Consider the following 16,648-nt stretch of genomic DNA (forward strand, 5'->3'; position numbering starts at 1 on the left):
GGCGCGTCCCCAGTCCACCAGGCGGGCGGTCCCGTCGCGGTCGATGAGGATGTTGTCGAAGCGCGGGTCGAAGTGCAGCAGCGTGCCGCCGGTGACCAGGGCGGTCCAGCGGCGTTCGACCGCGGCCAGGCGGGGCAGGCGGGCGCGTTCCCAGGCTCCGGCGCGGGCGGGGTCGAGGGTGTTCCACAGCTCGCAGCGTCCCGACATGCGCCCGGCCAGCGTGGGCAGGCCCTCCAGCGGGGACGGGGTCAGCTCGCGGGCGCACGCGGTGAGCAGGGCGAGCGCGGCGGCCAGCTCGTCGTCGTGCCAGGGCTCGTGCGGGATCCGGCCGGGCGCGACCTCCGAGCAGAGCAGGACCCACCCCGCCGCCTCGCAGGAGAACAGGAACCGGGGGGCGGGCACGCCCGGCGGCAGGGCCGCGCCCACCACGGCCTCCGCCCGGTAGTCGGCCGCGTGCGGCGAACCGGCGGGCACGGCCTTGACGAACACCCGCCCGCCGCCGGCGAGCGTGAGCACGCCGCGCACGCCGCCGGTGAAACCGCCGTGCCGCTCCGCGAAGCCGGCCGCCGCCCGCCCGAGCCGCCGCTCGACCTCCCGGACGAGCGCACCGGGCAGGTCATCCCACCCGGGCGACCCGCTCCAGGGGCCGGGCGGGTCGTGCCGTTCGGGCGGAGTCGCCCGGTTGCCGGGTGGGTCGTGCTGTTCAGGTGGTGTCGTCCGATTGCCGGGTGGGTCGTGCTGTTCAGGTGGGGTCATCCGGTTGCCGGGCCTCCTGGAGGTCGGGCTGGGCGGCGTCGCGGTCGAGGCCCAGCAGGGCGAGGCGGAAGCGGGCGCAGCGCGCTTCGAGCTCGCGCTCGTCTTCGAGGATCCACTGTTCGATCATGGTCATCCAGTGAACACACCGGCCGCCGGGGGACGGCCGACTTGGCGCAGTCTTTTCACTGGAGCAACTCGACCGTGCCGCGCTCGCCGTCCACGCGGACGCGGTCGCCGTCGCGCAGCCGCATGGTGGCGTTGCCGGTGCCGACCACGGCCGGGATGCCCAGCTCGCGGGCCACGATCGAGGCGTGCGACAGCGGCGCGCCCATGTCGGTGACGACGGCGGCCGCGCGCGGGAACATGGGGGTCCAGCCGACGTTCGTCAGGGTCGTCACCAGGATCTCGCCGGGCGCCAGCCGGTCGCCGTCCTCCGGGCCGGCGATGACCCTGGCCACGCCCTCGACCACGCCCGGCGCGCCGGGGAACCCGGTCACGGTGTCGCTGACCGGGACGTCGAAGCCGCGGGCGTCGAAGACGTCGGCCCGGCGGCCCGGGTCGGCGGCCCACCGGACGGGGTCGAACCGGCCGACGATCACCGTCGGGTACGGCGGCAGCGCGGCGTACCGGTCGTGGGTCGCCCGCCGGACCGGGACCCGGGCCAGGGCCGAGGCGTCGCCGCGCAGCACGTCGAGGATCTCCTCCAGGTAGAGGTGGAACAGGTCGTCGCCGTGCCCGGTCAGCTCCCCGGCGCGCACCACGAACGCCCGCAGCACCCAGAAGGCCCGGATGTTCTCCGAGCGGGCGCTCTCCCGGTCGCGGACGACCGCGTTCCACCGCCGTACCCGGGCGCGCATCCGGGCCTCCTTGCCGGGGTACCGGGCGGCGAACCGGGCCCACGCCTCCTGCCTGGCCTTCTCCTGCCGGGCCAGCAGCGCCTCGGTGCCGGCCCGCAGGTCGCGCAGGCCGGCGAGCTGGGCGTCGATCCAGGCCGGGTCCTCGCCGGGCCGGGGCCTTGAGACCTCGAACTCGTGCGGGCCGCGGTGCCCGTAGGCCAGCGCGAACTCCTCCCTGCTGATCTCGCCCCTCGCCAGCCGGCCCAGGCCCAGGACGGGCCCGAGGCTGGCCAGCTCGCCGTCGGCGTTGACGCCGGTGAGCATGGCCTCGGCGTCCGCCTCGCCCATCAGCCTGCGCAGCCGGTCGCGGGTCCAGACCAGCGTGGCGCCGCCCTGGCGGCCGGCGGCCTCCAGCATGCGGCTGGAGGTGACCAGGTGGGGCTCGATGGCGGACGTCCACAGGTCGGCCAGCTCGGGGCCGCCGGTCGTGGCGGCGACGCGTTCGCGCAGTTCCTCGCAGCGCTGCCGGGAGGTGGCGAGGAAGGCCGGCAGCTCCTTGATGTTCCGGCGCACCCGCCGCTGGAGGGTGACGGCCATCGGCAGGACGCGCCGGACGATCTCCCAGCGGGACAGCCGCACCAGCGGCACCTCCAGGCCGGCCGGCAGCCTGCCGAAGACCTGCTCGACCGCGCCCAGCCTGCTCCGCATGCCCAGGGCCGCGGCGATGGAGTGGACGACGCTGAGGTTCATGTAGAAGCGGCCGCCGATGTTGCCCACCAGGTCGAACCCGGGCAGCGCCGAGGCCGACATGGCCTCGTGGATGAAGATCCGGACGAACGACCAGGTCGCCGGCGTCATCACGTCGGGGATGGCCTCGCCCAGGTTGCCCGCGGTCCACAGGTAGTCGCCCTTGAGGCTGTCGTTCCACTCCTCGACCTGCGGTTTCAGGCCGGTGATCGGGCGGGCCTGGAGGATCGCGAACGTGCCGTCGCGCCTGGCCCACTCGACGTCCATGGGCATGCCGTACAGGGCCTGGACGCGTTCGCCGAGCGCGGCCAGCTCCACCGCCTGCGCCGCGTCGAGCACGGGAGCGCGGCGCAGCTCCTCGGGCACGGGCTCCTCGCGGGTGCCGCTCGCGGTGCGCACGGTCATGACGGTCTTGTCGGCGACCCGCGAGCCGGTGACCCGGCCGCCGGACAGGGTGATCGTGTCCGGCGTGACCTGCCCGCCGACGACGGCCTCGCCGAGCCCCCAGGACGCGTTGACCACGATCTCGTCGCGCGCGCCGGTGACCGGGTCGGCGGTGAACATGATCCCGGCCGCGTCGGCGTCCACCAGCTCCTGGACGACCACCGCCAGGGCCACGTCGTCGTGCGGGACGCCGTTGCGCTCGCGGTAGGCGACGGCGCGCGGGTTCCACAGCGAGGCCCAGCAGCGGCGGACCGCCTCCAGCAGGCCGTCGGCCCTGACGTTGAGAAAGGTGTCCTGCTGCCCGGCGAACGACAGCTCGGGCAGGTCCTCGGCGGTGGCCGAGGAGCGCACGGCCACCGCGACGTCGTCGCCGAGCGCGGCGTGCGCGGCCCGGATCGCCTCGGCCAGGGCGGCCGGGATCTCGTGCGCGGCGAACAGCGCGCCGGGGTCGCCGCTGGAGGCGATCTCGTCGCCGAACGCCGCCACGAACGACCGGTACGCCTGGGTCGTGACGACGAACCCGCCGGGCACCGGCAGCCCCGCCCTGACCAGCCGGGCCAGCGAGGCGCCCTTGCCGCCCGCGGTGCCGAGGTCGGCGGCGGCTTCGTCGTCGAGGGGGATGACTGCTTTCATTGCACGCGCTCCTTGGCCGGGCTCATGGATGTCGCCAGTTTGCGCCGGGCGACGTCGGCGAGGGCGTCGAGGAGGTCGAGCGTGGCCCGCGCGACGGCGGCGGCGTCGCCGGGCGGCAGCGCGCGTCCGGTGCCCACCGCGCGTTCGACGGTCTCGGCCAGCAGCTCGGCGACGCGGTCGTCGGGCAGCCGCTCGGACTCCGGGCGCGCGCCGGGCAGGAACATGAAGCCGTAGAAGATCGAGCCGATCACCGTGACGTGCTCGGCCGGCTCCGCGCGCACGGCGCCCAGCCGGACCAGCTCGCGCAGGTAGGCGTCGAAGGGGCCGCCGAGTTCGAGGCCGCCGGCCGCCGGGCCCTGCCGCTTGAGCCGGGTGAGCTTGCCGAGCACCTCGGAGTCGTCGAGCAGCACCGCGTGCAGCAGCGGCCGGTGCAGCAGCGCCGAGGCCAGGCTCCCGAACAGCTCGCCGAGGGTGGCGGGCGCACTGTCGCGCACCCGGTCCATCATGAGCACCCGCTCGCGCCGCAGCAGCGCGGCGAACAGCTCCTCACGCGTCTTCCAGTGCAGGTAGATCGTGCCCTTGGCGACCCCGGCGCGCCTGGCGACGTCGTCGACGGTGGTCTTGTCGTAGCCCCAGCGCAGGATCAGCTCGGCGGCGGCGTCGAGGATCCGGTGGGCGCGCTCGGCCTGCCGCGCGGGGTCCTGCGGCGGCCTGCCCGCTCTGGCCATACGTCGTCCTCCAATTGTTTGACCGGATGAGCTTAATCGGTCAGGTAATTGATGGCAAGGCCGGATCTCCCGTACGCCGCCGGGAAGGCGCCGCCGGGCCGTAGCGTAGGGGGCATGGGCAAGGCGTTCTGGATCGACCAGGAGTTCGACAGGGACCGTGACGGGCGCTACGCCGTGCACGTGCGCAAGAACCTCGACGAGTTCGAGTGGGGCGACATCGCGCCGGTCAGGTTCGCCTGCGCGGCCTGGCGGCTGGCCACCCCGCCCGCCCTCACCCCCGGCTACGTGCGCTGGGACCGCCGCGTCCTGGAGGCCACCTGCCACCGCAACACCTGGGACGGCACCCTGTTCGCGCGCGTCCGGATCGTCTCGCCGCCGCCCGCCGAGCTGACCAGGTCGCGCGCCTGGTGGCGCGACCGCGGCTGGCTGGGCTGGCAGGAGACCTTCGGCCAGTACGTCGAGCCGAGCCAGCAGGACCTGGCCCGCATCCCGTTCCTGCGCGCCACGCTGCTCGTCGAGGCGCCCGTGCCGCTCGGCGACCTCCCGCCGGAGCCCGAGGGGCCGCACGACGAGGTCGAGCAGCGCGCCCACCGGGCCGTGCTCGTGCTGGTCCGCGAGCTCAACGCGCTGGTCGCCCCGGTGCTCGACCAGCTCGGGTAGCCCGCCGGCCAGCATGCCCGCTGCCCCCGTGGGTAGCGGGAGGCTCATGAGATTTCCGTTCGTCGTGGCGGCGCTCCTCCTGGCGGCCGTCGGCTGCGCCGTGGACACGACGTCCCCCGCCCGCGCGGCCGAGCGTTTCCACGCGGCCCTGGAGGCTCACCACGAGGACGCCGCGTGCGGGCTGCTGGCCCGGACCACCGCCGAGAAGCTGCCCGACCCCGGCCAGACCTGCGCCCAGGCGCTGGGCGACCTCAAGCTGGGGCCCGGCGGCGCGGTCACCGAGGTGAGCGTGTGGGGCAAGGAGGCCCAGGTGCGGCTGGCCGGCGACACCCTGTTCCTGCACCGCTTCGACGACGGCTGGCGGGTCAAGGCCGCGGGCTGCCGGCCCGTGCACGACCTGCCCTACGCATGCGAGGTGGAGGACTGATGCGGGTGATGTTCACGCTGACCCTGCTCATCATCGCGGCGGGGCTGGCCTGGTTCCTGGCCATAGGGTGGGCGCGGTTGTGAAGTGGTTGAAGGAGAACTCCCTCTCGCTGGCCTTCCTGGTCATGTTCCTGCTGGCGCTCGGCGGCCAGGCGGTGGCGGGCATGCTGCAGTTCAACGACGTGCAGCTGGTTCAGGGCGGCGATCCGGTGTCGTTCGCCGAGTACGTGACCTCCTCCGACTTCGCCGTGGACGTGGCCGAGAACTGGCAGTCGGAGTACCTGCAGTTCTTCCTGTACATCATGCTGACCGTCTGGCTCGTCCAGAAGGGCTCCCCCGAGTCCAAGAAGGTGGAGGACGCCGGGGCCGAGTCGGACGAGGAGCAGCAGGTCGGCGCGCACGCCACGAGCTACTCCCCCGCCTGGGCCAAGGCCCGCGGCGCCCGGCTGTGGCTGTTCAGCAACTCGCTCGGGCTGGTGATGGGGGCCATCTTCGTGCTGTCGTGGCTGGCCCAGTCGGTGGCGGGCCAGGCGGCCTACAACTCCGGACGGCTCGGCGACCTGCGCGACCCCGTCTCGTGGGGCCAGTACGTGACCTCCGCCGAGTTCTGGAACCGCAGCCTGCAGAACTGGCAGTCGGAGCTGCTGGCCGTGTTGTCGATGGTGGTGCTGTCGGTCTACCTGCGTCAGCGCGGCTCGCCCGAGTCGAAGCCGGTCGGCGCCCCGCACGCGGCCACGGACGTCGAGGGCTGACCGGTCAGCACGGCCACGACGCGGGTGCCCGGCGCGAACGCCCCCCGCCGGGCCAGGTCGAGGACGCCGTAGAGCATCTTGGCCACGTAGACGCCCTCGACCCGGTGCTTGGCGGCGAACCGGTCGAGGGCGGGGGTCGTACGGGCGTAGCCGCCGAAGTGGTGGTCGAGGTCGAGCGACCAGTTCGTCCAGGTGCGGCCGTAGGCCTCGCGCTGGAGCCGGGCCACCTCGCCGGCCAGGAAGCCGGCCCCCTTGAGCACCGCGAAGCCCAGCGCCCGCCTGCCCTCGGGCAGCCCGGCCGAGATGCCGGCCAGCGTGCCGCCGGTGCCGACCGGGCAGCAGACGACGTCGTAGTCGACGTCGATCTCGGGCGGCAGTTCGGCGCAGCCGCGCACGGCCGCGGCGTTGCTGCCGCCCTCGGGCAGGATCGTGACGTCGCCCCACCGCTCCCGCAGCCGGGCCTGCACCTCGGGCGTGTGCTTGAGCCGGTAGGTGGCGCGGTCGAGGTAGGTGAGGGTCATCCCGCAGGAGGCGGCGAAGGCGAGCGTGGGGTTGAGCGGCAGGTGCTCCTCGCCCCTGATCACCCCGATCGTCTCGATCCCGTGCAGCCTTCCCGCCTGGGCCACGGCCCTGATGTGATGGGAGTACGCCCCGCCGAAGGTGAGCAGCCGCCGATGGCCCAGGTTGTACTTGAGCTTGCGCCGCTTGTTGTCGTCGTGCATCAGGAACACCCGGACCTGGCCGAGCGCTGGATCCAGGAGCTCCTCCATGGCGCTAGTCTACGGTCGGGCCTTTGTTGAGGAGTGTTGGATTATGCGCGTTGCTGAAGCTTTTCGTGCCGCCTTCGGTGCCGATCCCCGGACGGTCTGGCGCGCGCCCGGCCGGGTCAACCTGATCGGCGAGCACACCGACTACAACGACGGTTTCGTCCTGCCCTTCGCGGTGCCGTGGGGGGTGAGCGCCGCCGTCACCCCGCGCGCCGACCAGACCGTCCGGCTGCTGTCCCTCCAGTCCTCCGGCGGCCCGATCGAGCTTTCGGCCAGGGAGGAGGCGACCGGCTGGGCCCGCTACGCCGTGGGCGTCCTGGCCATGCTCGGCGACCGGGTCGCCGGCGCGGACATCGCGATCGACGGCGACGTGCCCCAGGGCGCGGGGCTCAGCTCCAGCGCCGCGCTGGAGGTGGCCGTCGCCTCCGCGCTGAACGACGTCCACGGGCTCGGCCTGACGCCGATGGAGATCGCGCTGCTCAGCCAGCGGGCCGAGAACGACTTCGTCGGCATGCCGTGCGGGATCATGGACCAGGCCGCCTCGGCGCTGTGCGAGAAGGGCCATGCGCTGTTCCTCGACTGCCGCTCGCTCGGCTCCAGGAAGATCCCCCTCGACCTGGCCGCCGAGGGCCTGAGCATCCTCATCATCGACACCCAGGTCCACCACGAGCACGCCGGCGGCGAGTACGCCAAGCGCCGCGCCGAGTGCGAGTCCGCCGCCCGCAAGCTGGGGGTGGAGTCACTGCGCGACGTCACCGACCTGGCCGCGGCCCTCGACCGGCTCCAGGGCGACGAGCGCAAGCGCGTCATGCACGTCGTCACCGAGAACCACCGCGTCGAGGCCCTGGTCGGCCTGCTGCGCGCGGGCAAGGTCACCGAGATCGGCGCCCTGCTCAACGCCTCCCACCTGTCGCTGCGCGACCAGTACGAGGTCTCCTCGCCGGAGCTCGACGTGGCCGTGGAGGCCGCCTTCCGCGGCGGGGCCCGCGGCGCCAGGATGACGGGGGGCGGCTTCGGCGGCTCGGCCATCGCCCTGGTCCCGGACGACCGCCTGGACGGCGTGCGCGAGTCGGTCTCGGCCGCCTACGCCGAGCGCGGCTTCCAGGCCCCGCGCTTCCTGGCCGCCACCGCCGCCGAGGGCGCCCACCGCCTGGCCTGAGCCGGTCAGGGCGTGCGGGCCGCTCCCGCCCGTGCCAGGTTGACCCCGCTGGCGATCACCCCGATGTGGCTGAACGCCTGCGGGTAGTTGCCCGCGAACGCGCCCGTGGCCGGGTCGATCTGCTCCGGGAGCAGGCCGAGCGGGCCGGCGCGGGCGCACAGGGAGGCGTACAGCTCCTCGGCGCGGGCCCGATGGCCCTGCAGGATGAGGTTGTCCACCAGCCAGAAGCTGCACAGCAGGAAGGCGCCCTCGTCGCCGGGCAGGCCGTCCGGCGACTGGTCGTGCAGGTAGCGGTAGAGCAGGCCGTCACCGGCGGACAGGCGTTCGGCGACGGCGGCGGTCGTCGCCGCCATCCGCGGGTCGTCGGCCGGCACGACCTTGCGCAGCGGCAGCGCGAGCAGGCTGGCGTCCAGGCCGCCGCCGCCGTCGAGGTGCTCGCTCAGGCACTGCGCCTCCTCGTCCCACGCCTGCTCCAGGATCAGCCGGCGCAGCTCCTCGGCGGTGGCGCGCCATCGGGCGATCGGACCGGCCAGGCCCAGCCGTTCGCCGATGGCCGCGGCCCGGTCGAGCGCCACCTGGCACATGCCCGCCGAGTAGGTGAAGACCCGGCCCTGGCTGCGTACCTCCCAGATGCCCTGGTCGGGCTGCCGCCAGCTGTGCGCGGCGGCCTCGGCCAGCGCCGACAGCCCCGACCACAGCGCGGGCTGCAGGTCGCGGCCGGGCAGCAGCCACTGGTCGGCGCAGTCCAGCACCTCGCCGTAGACGTCGTGCTGGCGCTGGTCGGCCGCGCCGTTGCCCCACCGCACCGGCGCCGAGCGCCGGTAGCCCTCCAGGTCGGCGTCGACGACCTCCTCGGGTACGGGGTCGCCGCGCAGCGTGTACATGATCCGCGGCCGGCCGCTCTGCTCGAAGGCGTCGAGGACCCAGCCGAGGAAACCGTCGGCCTCCTCCGCGAAGCCGACGCGGCGCAGCGCGAAGACGGCGTAGGCGGCGTCACGGATCCAGGTGTAGCGGTAGTCCCAGTTGCGCACCCCGCCGACGGGCGCCGGCAACGAGGACGTCGGCGCCGCGACCAGCGAGCCGTTCACCCAGTCGTCGCACAGCTTCAGCGTGATCACCGAACGCCGGACCAGCGCCTCCTGCGGCCCCTGGTAGGTGCACGCGGCCATCCAGCGCCGCCAGGCGTCGGCGGTCTGCCGCACCATCGCCTCGGGGTCGAACCGGTGGTGACGGTGGATGCGTCCCCACGACAGCACCAGGTCCAGGCGCTCGCCCTCCTGGAGGTCGTGCACGGTGCGCAGGCCGTCCAACGGCCGATTGGAGCGCAGATGCAGCCGCAGGTCGGGCCGGCGGGAGACGCGCACCTCCAGGCCGCTGCCGAGCATCCGGGCCTGCCCGCCGTCGCGCGGCGCCAGCTCCGCCCGCAGGCGCACGTCCCCCGCCAGGACGACCGCGGACCTGACCAGCTCGCCCCGCCCGCCGCCCGCGTCGTCGCTGAGATCGGCCCCGGCGCGCAGGACCAGCGCGTCGGTGATCCGGACCACGCCGGACGGGCCGCGCAGCTCGGTGACCAGCACGGCGGTGTCCGGCTCGTAGTACTGCCTGGCCTCGCGCAGGTCGTCGGCCGTCAGCGTGAAGCAGCCGCCGCGCTCGCGGTCGAGCAGGCCGCACAGCAGCGGGTCGCTGTCGAAGCGCGGCAGGCACAACCACGGGATCGAACCGTCGAGGGCGACCAGCGCCGCCGTCGTGCCGTCGCCGATGAGCCCGAGGTCCTCCAGCGCCGGGTAGCCCTCCCGGTGGCGCACCGGGCGGAAGGGGGGATCGAGATCGAGCATGACCGGCGTTCTCCTCCGAGGTCGTCACCGGAAGGTGATCATCACCTTCACCACGTCGTCGAGCTTCTTGTCCGAGACCTCGAAGGCGCGTTCCATCTCGGCGAAGGGGAACGTGTGGGTGGTCAGCGGCATGGGATCGACCCGGCCGCCCTCCAGGACGCGCAGCAGGCGTTCCATGCGCAGCCGCCCGCCCGGGCACAGACCGGTCGTGATCTTCTTCTCGGCCATGCCGACGCCCCACTCGACGCGCGGGATGCGGACGAACTCGCCCTGGCCGTAGTAGCCGGTGTTGGAGACCGTGCCGCCCGGCTTGACGATTTTGATCGCGGTCTGGAAGGTGGCGTCCGCGCCGAGCGCCTCGATGGCGGTGTCCACGCCCTGTCCGCCGGTCAGGCGGAGCACGCCCTCGACGACGTCCTCGGCGCTGAAGTCGACGACCTCGTCGGCGCCGAAGTCGCGGGCCAGCTGCTTGCGGCGGGGCACCGACTCGACCCCGATGACCAGGCCGGCGCCGCGCAGCCGGGCGCCCGCGGTGGCCATGAGGCCCACCGGCCCCTGGGCCAGCACGGCGACCGCCCCGCCGATGGGGATGTCGCCGTTCTCGGCGCCCATGAACCCGGTCGAGAGCATGTCCGCGCAGTAGACGGCAGTCTCGTCCGGCACCCCGTCGGGGATCTTCGCCATGTTGGCGTCGGCCTCGTTGACGTGGAAGAACTCGGCGAAGACGCCGTCCTTGGAGTTGGCGAACTTGAACCCGCCGAGCGGGCCGCCCGACTGCGACGGATGGCCGTTCTGGCAGGCGAGATCACCCCAGTCAGGGGTGATGGCCCCCACCAGGACGCGGTCGCCCGCCCGGAAGTCGCGCACCTCCTCGCCCACTTCATGCACCACGCCGACGCCCTCGTGCCCGAGCGTGAGATCGGTGCGCGGCCCGATGCCGCCCTGGACGGTGTGGGAGTCGGAGGTGCAGATGAGGGCCGTGGTGGTGCGGACGACGGCGTCGCGCGGACCCGGCCGCGGCACCGGTTTGTCCATGAAGCCGACCCGGCCGATCTCCTTCATGACGAAAGCCTGCACCGCGCCCCCCGAACGTGCCCCCGCTGGACGTCCCCCACGCCCCGGCCTGGCCGCGGACCCTTCGGACACGCCCAGCCCTACCCGGCGGGGATCGCCGTCTAACCTCGGCGCGCGCCGCTCGTACCCCCTCCGGCCTGCGGTTTCACAGCGCCGGGAAGTCCGGCGGGCGGCGCTCCAGGAAGCTGGCGACGCCCTCGGCGAAGTCGGGCCGCCCGAAGGAGGCCAGCATCTCGTGGACGGCCTTCCTGGCCGACTCCTCCAGGGTGACGTCCCAGTCCCGCCACACCTGCCGCTTGATCACCGCCATGGACGCCGGCGAGCTGTGCACGGCCAGTTCCCTGGCGTACTCCTGGGCCTGCGCCAGCAGCGACTCCCCCGGCACCGCGCGGTTGGCCAGCCCCAGCTCGTACGCCTCCCGCCCGCTGAACACCCGGCCCGACAGCAGGACGTCCATGGCCCGCTGCTGGCCCATGACCCGGGGCAGCACCCAGGACAGGCCGTACTCGGCGACCAGGCCGCGGCGCGGGAAGGCGGTCGTCCACTTGGCCTCCTCGGCCGTGAAGACCAGGTCGCAGACGAGCGCGTGCACCATGCCGAGCCCGGCGCAGGCGCCGTTGACCGCGGCGATGATCGGCTTGCCGATGGTCGTGGGGAAGGTGTTGGGACGGGGGTCGGGGGTCTCGTCGTAGGAGCCGGTCTGGATGGCGGCGAGCGTCCTGAAGTCGGCGCCGGCGCAGAAGCCCTTGCCCGCGCCGGTCACCACGATCGCCCGGACGTCGGGGTCCTTCTCGGCCTCGGCCAGCAGGTCGAAGTAGCGCCGGCCCATGGCGTCCGTCCAGGCGTTGAGCGTGTCGGGACGGTTGAAGGTCAGCGTGAGCACGCCGCGGTCCGACGATGAGAGCACGAGTTCCGCCATGCGCTAACCGAACCATGTTCTGGGCGGGGCTGGCAAGCGCGTCAGCGGGCGGGGTGGCGGTGCACGTACGCGGGGGTCAGCTCGCAGGTGTCGTAGTAGCGGTGGAAGACCGGGGTCGCGCCGCCCGACAGCGGCGGCACGATCCACGACCAGTCGGCCGGGCAGCGCCGTCCGGCGCGCTCCTCGCGTTCCAGGTGGGTCAGGAAGCGCCGGGACTCGGTGTGGTGGTCGGTGATCGTCACCCCCGCCCGTTCGAACGAGTGCAGCACCGCCACGTTGAGCTCGACCAGCGCGTGGTCGCGCCAGAGCGAGCGCTCGGTGGAGGTGTCCAGGCCGAGGTGCTTGGCCACCTCGGGGAGCAGGTCGTACCGGTCGGAGTCGGCCAGGTTGCGCGCCCCGATCTCGGTGCCCATGTACCAGCCGTTGAACGGCGCGCACGGGTAGCAGACGCCTCCGATCTCCAGGCACATGTCCGAGATGACCGGCACGGCGTGCCAGCGCAGCCCCAGCTCCGCGAACCACGCGTACTCCGGATGCAGCAGCGGCACCTCCAGCACGGCGTCGCCCGGCAGGTTGCACACCAGCGGGTCGCCGAGCCCGGCCCGCACGACCAGCGGCAGCACGTCGAACCGGCCCGGCCCGGCGCGCCAGCCCAGTTCCTTGGCCAGGTCGGTGAGCTCGGCGTTGCGCGGGTCGCCGAGGACGCCGCCGCCGTTCAGCCGGTGCCCGGCGTAGCGGACGAGCTGGTCGTTGAGCACCCTTGGGCCCGGCATGGCCGGGGTGTCCGGGGCGAAGACGGTGACGGTGGGCCTGATGCGCCCCTCCCCCGTCGCCTCGCGCAGGTGCGCCACGCACTCGACCGCCACGCCCTCGGCCGTCGTCACCTCCCGCCGGTCGCGCACCTTCAGCGAACGCCAGTACAGGCGTCCGATGCACCGGCCGCTGTTGCGCCAGGCGACCCGGGCGCCGAACTCCAGCTCCTCGAAGGTGTGGACGTAGGTGCCGTGGCGGGCGACGTCTCTGGCGACGTCGCGCAGCCGGGCGGCCAGGCCGCCGGCGGAGGGGTTCTCGGCGTGGAAGAGCCTGATGAATCGCTCCGCCTCGCGGAGGTCCGTGGTGCGCTCGAACAGCGCGTGCACGGCATGCACATCGAAGGGACGCAGTGACCTGATCCAGGTACGCACGCGGCAACCAACATTTCGCTCAGCGGAGCGCCCCGCCGATTCCGGGTCGGCGGCACGTCCTGCCGGCGGCGCCCTCTCCACGCCCCCGTCACGACTTCCCGCGGCTGCCGGCCACACCCGGCCGGCTCCCCCATCTTGCCGCCGCGAACGCCCGTTGTCCCGCGTAACGCCAAAATCGGTAACTCACCCACTACAACGCGTGAATCCCTCTCTATTCAGGACATGCCCGCGTCGGCCTCGCGGCGATGCGCCCTGATCGCTCAGGGCTTCGTATCCTCGGCGATCCGCGACTCCTCGAGCGCGCCGGAAATCCGCTGCGTCAGTTCCGCACTTCCTCGCCCGAGAGGCCGCGCGGATTCGTCTCCGGCCCCATGGGTGGCGGCGTCTACGCTCCCTGTTCATGAACAACGATGAGACCCGCACTGTACGGCTGACCGTCGATGTCTCTGACTGCGGCATCGCCGGTCTGCAGGACAGGGACCTCGAAGGATATGCAGACACACCAGCCCAGTCCGTTGGTTTCATCGAGGTCGAGCAGGGCTGGGTCACCCTTCACATCACCCATCAGTGCGGGCCCGCCGACTTCACCGTGACCATCGCCGACCAGGACCCCGGGGCTGATCTTGCCACCTATGAGGACATCGTAGAGATCGGCTATGTGTCCATGTCAGGCGAGGCAGAGATGAGCGGATTCACCCACGACAACGCTGTGATGCATCCGCTCCCTCCGCTTCCGGCCGGGCCTGGGACCTACCGCCTTCGATACCACGTCAAGAACATGGATTGGGAAGGCGCGAGGGCTGACGGCGTCGATGACCACTACCTTCAGATATGGCCCGCCCCCCTTCAGGAACCCCTTGTCGTCAAGGCCACGAGTGAAGCGTCTGAGTACTTTCTGAATCGAGAGAAGTTCGAACGCGATCGTGGATTGTAGGCATGCGCCAGGCACATCCTCCTGGCCTGCCCGTCCGCCGTCACTCACCCGTAGGGGTAGCAGGCCGGCCCGACACCGGGCCGATGGTCAGGGTGAAGGGGCGGAGGTCTGCGCCACGACACCGGCAGGATCGCCCCGCCGGTAAGCAGCGTGCACAGGCCGCCAGAGTGCTTCCCGAAGGCGGGCAGCGGCGACCGCTGGAAGGTGCGGAAACTCCGGAATTCCTTTGTGACGATCCGGAGCGACGGGACGTCTCCGTGGAACGTATCGCCGAGCTCGCCGGTCATCACCACACAGACCGTCTATCGGCACCAGATCGAACCCGTCATCGTCCACGGGGCGGAAACCATGGACGCGGTCTTCGGGACCGACGAGCCGACCAGGCAGTGGCTCCCCTACTGGCTCCCGAAACGACTCAGGCCCTCTCATCTGTCTCCAGAGAGAGGGCCTGAGCTTTGCGATCCTTGGCTGAGCCAAGCTCCCGCGATAGGACTCGAACCTATAACCTGCCGGTTAACAGCCGGCTGCTCTGCCGTTGAGCTACGCGGGATCGAACGTTCGCCCTGCTGGTCGGGCTTGTTGGGCCCTTCCGTCGTGCGCAGGAATAGATTAGCGCACTCTTGGAGTGCGTGTCGCATCGCAACTGGGGTAGGCCGGGAGACAGCGGAGGTGCAAGATGCGTTATCGGATGACATTCGCGGTCGGTCTGGCTGTCGGTTACGTGCTCGGCAGCAGGGCGGGCCGCGAGCGCTACGAACAGATCAAGCGGGCGGCCCAGCGTGTGGCCGACAGCCCGAGGGTCCAAGAGGCCGCGGGGGTGGTCGGCGCGCAGGCGTCGAGGCTGGCCGGGGCGGCCAGGGAGAAGGTGGGCGGGACGCTTCAGGAGAAGATCCCGTTCCTCGGCTCCGACGGCCACCACAGGTCCGGCAGCGGCTGGCCCGAGGAGGAGGATCTCGCGGAACGGAAGTCCCGCGAGACCGGCATTCCCTACTGACGGCCCGGTCCGAGATCCGGCCCCGAGATCCGGCGCGGCACGGACGTGTGATGCCTCACACGCCCATGCTGCGCCGGACGCCTTCCAGAGCCTGTTCGGCCTGCGCGCGCAGGCCCGGGTCCGTCGGATCGAGCCCGTCGTCGAAGACGAGCGTCCAGCCCAGCACCTCGCCGCCCGGCGGACGCCTGGCCACCAGCCGGACGCCGCCGCGCCCCGGCAGGCTGACGCGCTTGTTGACCACGATGGTGGAGTTCACCCGCTCGCGCACGGTCTCGGGCACCATCCGCGGTTCGGCGACGCGCTCGAAGTGACGGACGCCGCCGGTGGTGACGACCCGCAGCCCCTCGTCGTCCCAGGACGCCTTGTCGATCTCCTCGTACGGCACCCGCGTCCCGTCCGACAGGAACAGGGCGAGGTTGGTGGCCACCAGGTGACCGTCGGCGGTCTCGGTGAACGTCAGCACCCGCTCCCCCGGCCGGGTGTCCAGGGATCGGCGCACGTCGGCGGGCAGGCGGCGAAGAATGCTCATATCTCCACGGTATCGGCGAGCAGGTCGAGGGTGAGCGCCGCGCTCCAGGAGAAGTCCCTGCACCCGCGCCCGCTGCCGTCGAAGGGGTCGAAGCACTCGCGGAACCCGGCCTGCCGGACCAGCCGCAGGGTGCCGTTGGCGAGCTGCCGGCCGAGCTGGTCGAGCGAGTGGACGGCGGCGGCCCGGCGTAACAGCCAGTTGGTGTTCACCCAGGACGGCCCGCGCCAGTAGCGGGTGCGGTCGAACTGGGCGGCGCGGATCTCGCAGCTCGGCACCGGGTAGCCGGTCGCGCCCATGAACCGGGCCGACTCCAGCACCTCGACGCAGGCGTGCAGGTGGTCGCTGGGCAGCCCGGGATCGAGCAGCGGCCCGAACGCGCCCACCGTGCAGACCTTGATCAGCCGGCCGGAGCGCAGGTCAAGGGGGTAGAAGCAGCCGTCCCAGAGGCGGTCGAGCATGGCCTGCCTGATGCGTTCGGCCTGTTCGGCGTGGGGTGCGGGGTCGGCCCCGGCCACCGGCGCCAGCTCGGCCAGCGCCTGGCAGGAGGCGAGCCAGATGCCGTTGAACATCGGGTCCTCGACCGCGAAGGGGTGCTCGTCGCGCAGGTACTCGGGCCGGTAGCCGGCGTCGCGGTACCGCATGGCCAGCCAGACGTAGCGGTCGTGGTCGCTGTCGGGGTGGCGGTCGGCCAGCTGCACGTTGCGGTAGCCGTAGCCGATGGCGGGCAGCGCGGCGAGCGGCTGGTCCCAGGCCGGGCTGTCGTCCATGCCCGACTCCCAGGGATGGACGATCGCCGCCAGTCCGGCGCCGCCGAGGTCGCGGGCCGAGGCCAGGTAGTGGTGCTGGGCGACGAGCAGCGGGAACGTCCGCCGGACGAACGCGACGTCGCCGGTGTGCCGGTAGAGCCACCGCAGCGCCAGCGCCTGCAGCGGCGGGGAGGTGAGTCCGGAGGTGTAGACCCGGGGCGCGGAGGCGTGCTCCTGCGAGCGCCAGACCGACGGCCCGGGGAAGTACGCCTCGCGGGTGTGGAAGACGATGTGGGGCACCATGCCGGTCGCCCACTGGCCGCTCAGCAGGCTGAGCAGCTCCTCCCGGGCGCGCTCCGGACGGTGCCTGGCCAGGCCGATGACGACGAACGCGGAGTCCCAGCTCCACTGGTGCGGGTAGAGACCCGGCGCGGGCACGGTGCCGCTGCCCGTCCAGTTCGCCTCGAGCACGGCCAGGGCCTCGCGCCCGAGCGCGGCATCGTCAACCGCCGGCCGCGCCTCCAT

General features: G+C 72.7%; 17 protein-coding genes and 1 tRNA gene. 6 read left to right on the top strand and 12 right to left on the bottom strand.

The genetic code is table 11. The features are described from left to right. From ACWCSD_RS16615 to ACWCSD_RS16630, 4 genes are all read right to left on the bottom strand, one after another. The coding region (locus ACWCSD_RS16615) for a phosphotransferase (RefSeq protein ID WP_449915788.1) at nt 1–756 on the bottom strand (756 nt) is incomplete at its 3' end. After that, nucleotides 743–889: a hypothetical protein gene (locus ACWCSD_RS16620; protein WP_397160540.1), complete on the bottom strand. Its 147-nt coding sequence runs from the start codon at nt 887–889 to the stop codon at nt 743–745. The genes ACWCSD_RS16615 and ACWCSD_RS16620, both read right to left, overlap by 14 nt. 49 nt (nt 890–938) lie before the next feature. Continuing rightward, nucleotides 939–3,416, bottom strand: coding sequence for a PEP/pyruvate-binding domain-containing protein (locus ACWCSD_RS16625; protein WP_449915791.1), 2,478 nt, complete (start codon nt 3,414–3,416; stop codon nt 939–941). After that, complete coding sequence (locus tag ACWCSD_RS16630) at nt 3,413–4,144, bottom strand: TetR/AcrR family transcriptional regulator (RefSeq protein WP_397160544.1); 732 nt, start codon at nt 4,142–4,144, stop codon at nt 3,413–3,415. The genes ACWCSD_RS16625 and ACWCSD_RS16630 overlap by 4 nt, the downstream gene beginning before the upstream one ends. Nucleotides 4,145–4,258: 114 nt before the next feature. Here ACWCSD_RS16630 and ACWCSD_RS16635 point away from each other — a divergent pair, with 114 nt between their 5' ends. The 3 genes from ACWCSD_RS16635 to ACWCSD_RS16645 all read left to right on the top strand — a co-directional run bounded on the left by ACWCSD_RS16635 (nt 4,259) and on the right by ACWCSD_RS16645 (nt 5,982). Further along, entirely contained in the window at nt 4,259–4,804 is a 546-nt protein-coding gene (locus ACWCSD_RS16635) for a hypothetical protein (RefSeq protein ID WP_357979448.1), read from the top strand. 46 nt (nt 4,805–4,850) lie between these two features. Beyond that, complete coding sequence (locus tag ACWCSD_RS16640; protein WP_397160546.1) at nt 4,851–5,231, top strand: hypothetical protein; 381 nt, start codon at nt 4,851–4,853, stop codon at nt 5,229–5,231. A gap of 79 nt (nt 5,232–5,310) precedes the next feature. Continuing rightward, nucleotides 5,311–5,982, top strand: a complete 672-nt coding sequence (locus tag ACWCSD_RS16645) for a DUF6766 family protein (RefSeq protein ID WP_449915794.1) — start codon at nt 5,311–5,313, stop codon at nt 5,980–5,982. Here the strand turns inward: ACWCSD_RS16645 and ACWCSD_RS16650 are convergent. Continuing rightward, complete coding sequence (locus tag ACWCSD_RS16650) at nt 5,916–6,752, bottom strand: 1-aminocyclopropane-1-carboxylate deaminase/D-cysteine desulfhydrase (RefSeq protein WP_449915797.1); 837 nt, start codon at nt 6,750–6,752, stop codon at nt 5,916–5,918. The two genes, ACWCSD_RS16645 and ACWCSD_RS16650, sit on opposite strands and share 67 nt — an antisense overlap. A gap of 43 nt (nt 6,753–6,795) precedes the next feature. On the opposite strand from ACWCSD_RS16650, the gene galK reads away from it, so the two are divergent. Beyond that, the gene (gene galK, locus ACWCSD_RS16655; protein ID WP_449915798.1) at nt 6,796–7,908 is read left to right on the top strand and encodes a galactokinase; all 1,113 of its coding nucleotides are present in this window, start codon (nt 6,796–6,798) and stop codon (nt 7,906–7,908) included. A 5-nt stretch (nt 7,909–7,913) separates the two neighbouring features. Here the strand turns inward: galK and ACWCSD_RS16660 are convergent, their stop codons facing one another. From ACWCSD_RS16660 to ACWCSD_RS16675, 4 genes are all read right to left on the bottom strand, one after another. Continuing rightward, complete coding sequence (locus ACWCSD_RS16660) at nt 7,914–9,743, bottom strand: glycoside hydrolase family 15 protein (RefSeq protein WP_449915801.1); 1,830 nt, start codon at nt 9,741–9,743, stop codon at nt 7,914–7,916. A gap of 24 nt (nt 9,744–9,767) precedes the next feature. Further along, the gene (locus ACWCSD_RS16665) at nt 9,768–10,805 is read right to left on the bottom strand and encodes an NAD(P)-dependent alcohol dehydrogenase (protein ID WP_449915803.1); all 1,038 of its coding nucleotides are present in this window, start codon (nt 10,803–10,805) and stop codon (nt 9,768–9,770) included. 157 nt (nt 10,806–10,962) lie between these two features. After that, entirely contained in the window at nt 10,963–11,736 is a 774-nt protein-coding gene (locus ACWCSD_RS16670) for an enoyl-CoA hydratase-related protein (RefSeq protein ID WP_397160557.1), read from the bottom strand. Nucleotides 11,737–11,777: 41 nt separating this feature from the next. After that, nucleotides 11,778–12,875, bottom strand: coding sequence for a nitric oxide synthase oxygenase (locus tag ACWCSD_RS16675; RefSeq protein ID WP_449915805.1), 1,098 nt, complete (start codon nt 12,873–12,875; stop codon nt 11,778–11,780). 445 nt (nt 12,876–13,320) lie between these two features. Between ACWCSD_RS16675 and ACWCSD_RS16680 the strand changes: the two genes are divergently transcribed. Continuing rightward, a complete protein-coding gene (locus ACWCSD_RS16680) occupies nt 13,321–13,854 on the top strand; it encodes a hypothetical protein (RefSeq protein ID WP_449915808.1) in 534 nt (177 codons plus the stop codon). 478 nt (nt 13,855–14,332) lie between these two features. On the opposite strand, the gene ACWCSD_RS16685 is transcribed toward ACWCSD_RS16680, so the two are convergent. Then, nucleotides 14,333–14,404: transfer RNA gene (locus tag ACWCSD_RS16685), tRNA-Asn, on the bottom strand. 126 nt (nt 14,405–14,530) lie between these two features. Between ACWCSD_RS16685 and ACWCSD_RS16690 the strand changes: the two genes are divergently transcribed. Then, entirely contained in the window at nt 14,531–14,848 is a 318-nt protein-coding gene (locus ACWCSD_RS16690) for a YtxH domain-containing protein (RefSeq protein WP_352318894.1), read from the top strand. A gap of 55 nt (nt 14,849–14,903) precedes the next feature. On the opposite strand, the gene ACWCSD_RS16695 is transcribed toward ACWCSD_RS16690, so the two are convergent. Together ACWCSD_RS16695 and ACWCSD_RS16700 are read right to left on the bottom strand one after the other, a co-directional pair. Further along, nucleotides 14,904–15,377, bottom strand: coding sequence for a hypothetical protein (locus tag ACWCSD_RS16695; RefSeq protein WP_387672656.1), 474 nt, complete (start codon nt 15,375–15,377; stop codon nt 14,904–14,906). Then, on the bottom strand, nt 15,374–16,648 hold the full coding sequence (locus ACWCSD_RS16700; protein ID WP_387672653.1) for an amylo-alpha-1,6-glucosidase: 1,275 nt from the start codon (nt 16,646–16,648) through the stop codon (nt 15,374–15,376). Before ACWCSD_RS16700 ends, ACWCSD_RS16695 begins: the two co-directional genes overlap by 4 nt.

The organism is Nonomuraea sp. NPDC001684 (assembly GCF_053596515.1).

What these genes read in the sequence shown, in the direction of transcription:
- ACWCSD_RS16695 (WP_387672656.1), bottom strand. Translation starts at nt 15,377, where the DNA reads ATGAGCATTCTTCGCCGCCTGCCCGCCGACGTGCGCCGATCCCTGGAC.
- ACWCSD_RS16680 (WP_449915808.1), top strand. Translation starts at nt 13,321, where the DNA reads ATGAACAACGATGAGACCCGCACTGTACGGCTGACCGTCGATGTCTCT.
- ACWCSD_RS16625 (WP_449915791.1), bottom strand. Translation starts at nt 3,416, where the DNA reads ATGAAAGCAGTCATCCCCCTCGACGACGAAGCCGCCGCCGACCTCGGC.
- galK (WP_449915798.1), top strand. Translation starts at nt 6,796, where the DNA reads ATGCGCGTTGCTGAAGCTTTTCGTGCCGCCTTCGGTGCCGATCCCCGG.
- ACWCSD_RS16650 (WP_449915797.1), bottom strand. Translation starts at nt 6,752, where the DNA reads ATGGAGGAGCTCCTGGATCCAGCGCTCGGCCAGGTCCGGGTGTTCCTG.
- ACWCSD_RS16620 (WP_397160540.1), bottom strand. Translation starts at nt 889, where the DNA reads ATGACCATGATCGAACAGTGGATCCTCGAAGACGAGCGCGAGCTCGAA.
- ACWCSD_RS16670 (WP_397160557.1), bottom strand. Translation starts at nt 11,736, where the DNA reads ATGGCGGAACTCGTGCTCTCATCGTCGGACCGCGGCGTGCTCACGCTG.
- ACWCSD_RS16630 (WP_397160544.1), bottom strand. Translation starts at nt 4,144, where the DNA reads ATGGCCAGAGCGGGCAGGCCGCCGCAGGACCCCGCGCGGCAGGCCGAG.
- ACWCSD_RS16700 (WP_387672653.1), bottom strand. Translation starts at nt 16,648, where the DNA reads ATGGAGGCGCGGCCGGCGGTTGACGATGCCGCGCTCGGGCGCGAGGCC.
- ACWCSD_RS16635 (WP_357979448.1), top strand. Translation starts at nt 4,259, where the DNA reads ATGGGCAAGGCGTTCTGGATCGACCAGGAGTTCGACAGGGACCGTGAC.
- ACWCSD_RS16640 (WP_397160546.1), top strand. Translation starts at nt 4,851, where the DNA reads ATGAGATTTCCGTTCGTCGTGGCGGCGCTCCTCCTGGCGGCCGTCGGC.
- ACWCSD_RS16660 (WP_449915801.1), bottom strand. Translation starts at nt 9,743, where the DNA reads ATGCTCGATCTCGATCCCCCCTTCCGCCCGGTGCGCCACCGGGAGGGC.
- ACWCSD_RS16665 (WP_449915803.1), bottom strand. Translation starts at nt 10,805, where the DNA reads ATGAAGGAGATCGGCCGGGTCGGCTTCATGGACAAACCGGTGCCGCGG.
- ACWCSD_RS16690 (WP_352318894.1), top strand. Translation starts at nt 14,531, where the DNA reads ATGCGTTATCGGATGACATTCGCGGTCGGTCTGGCTGTCGGTTACGTG.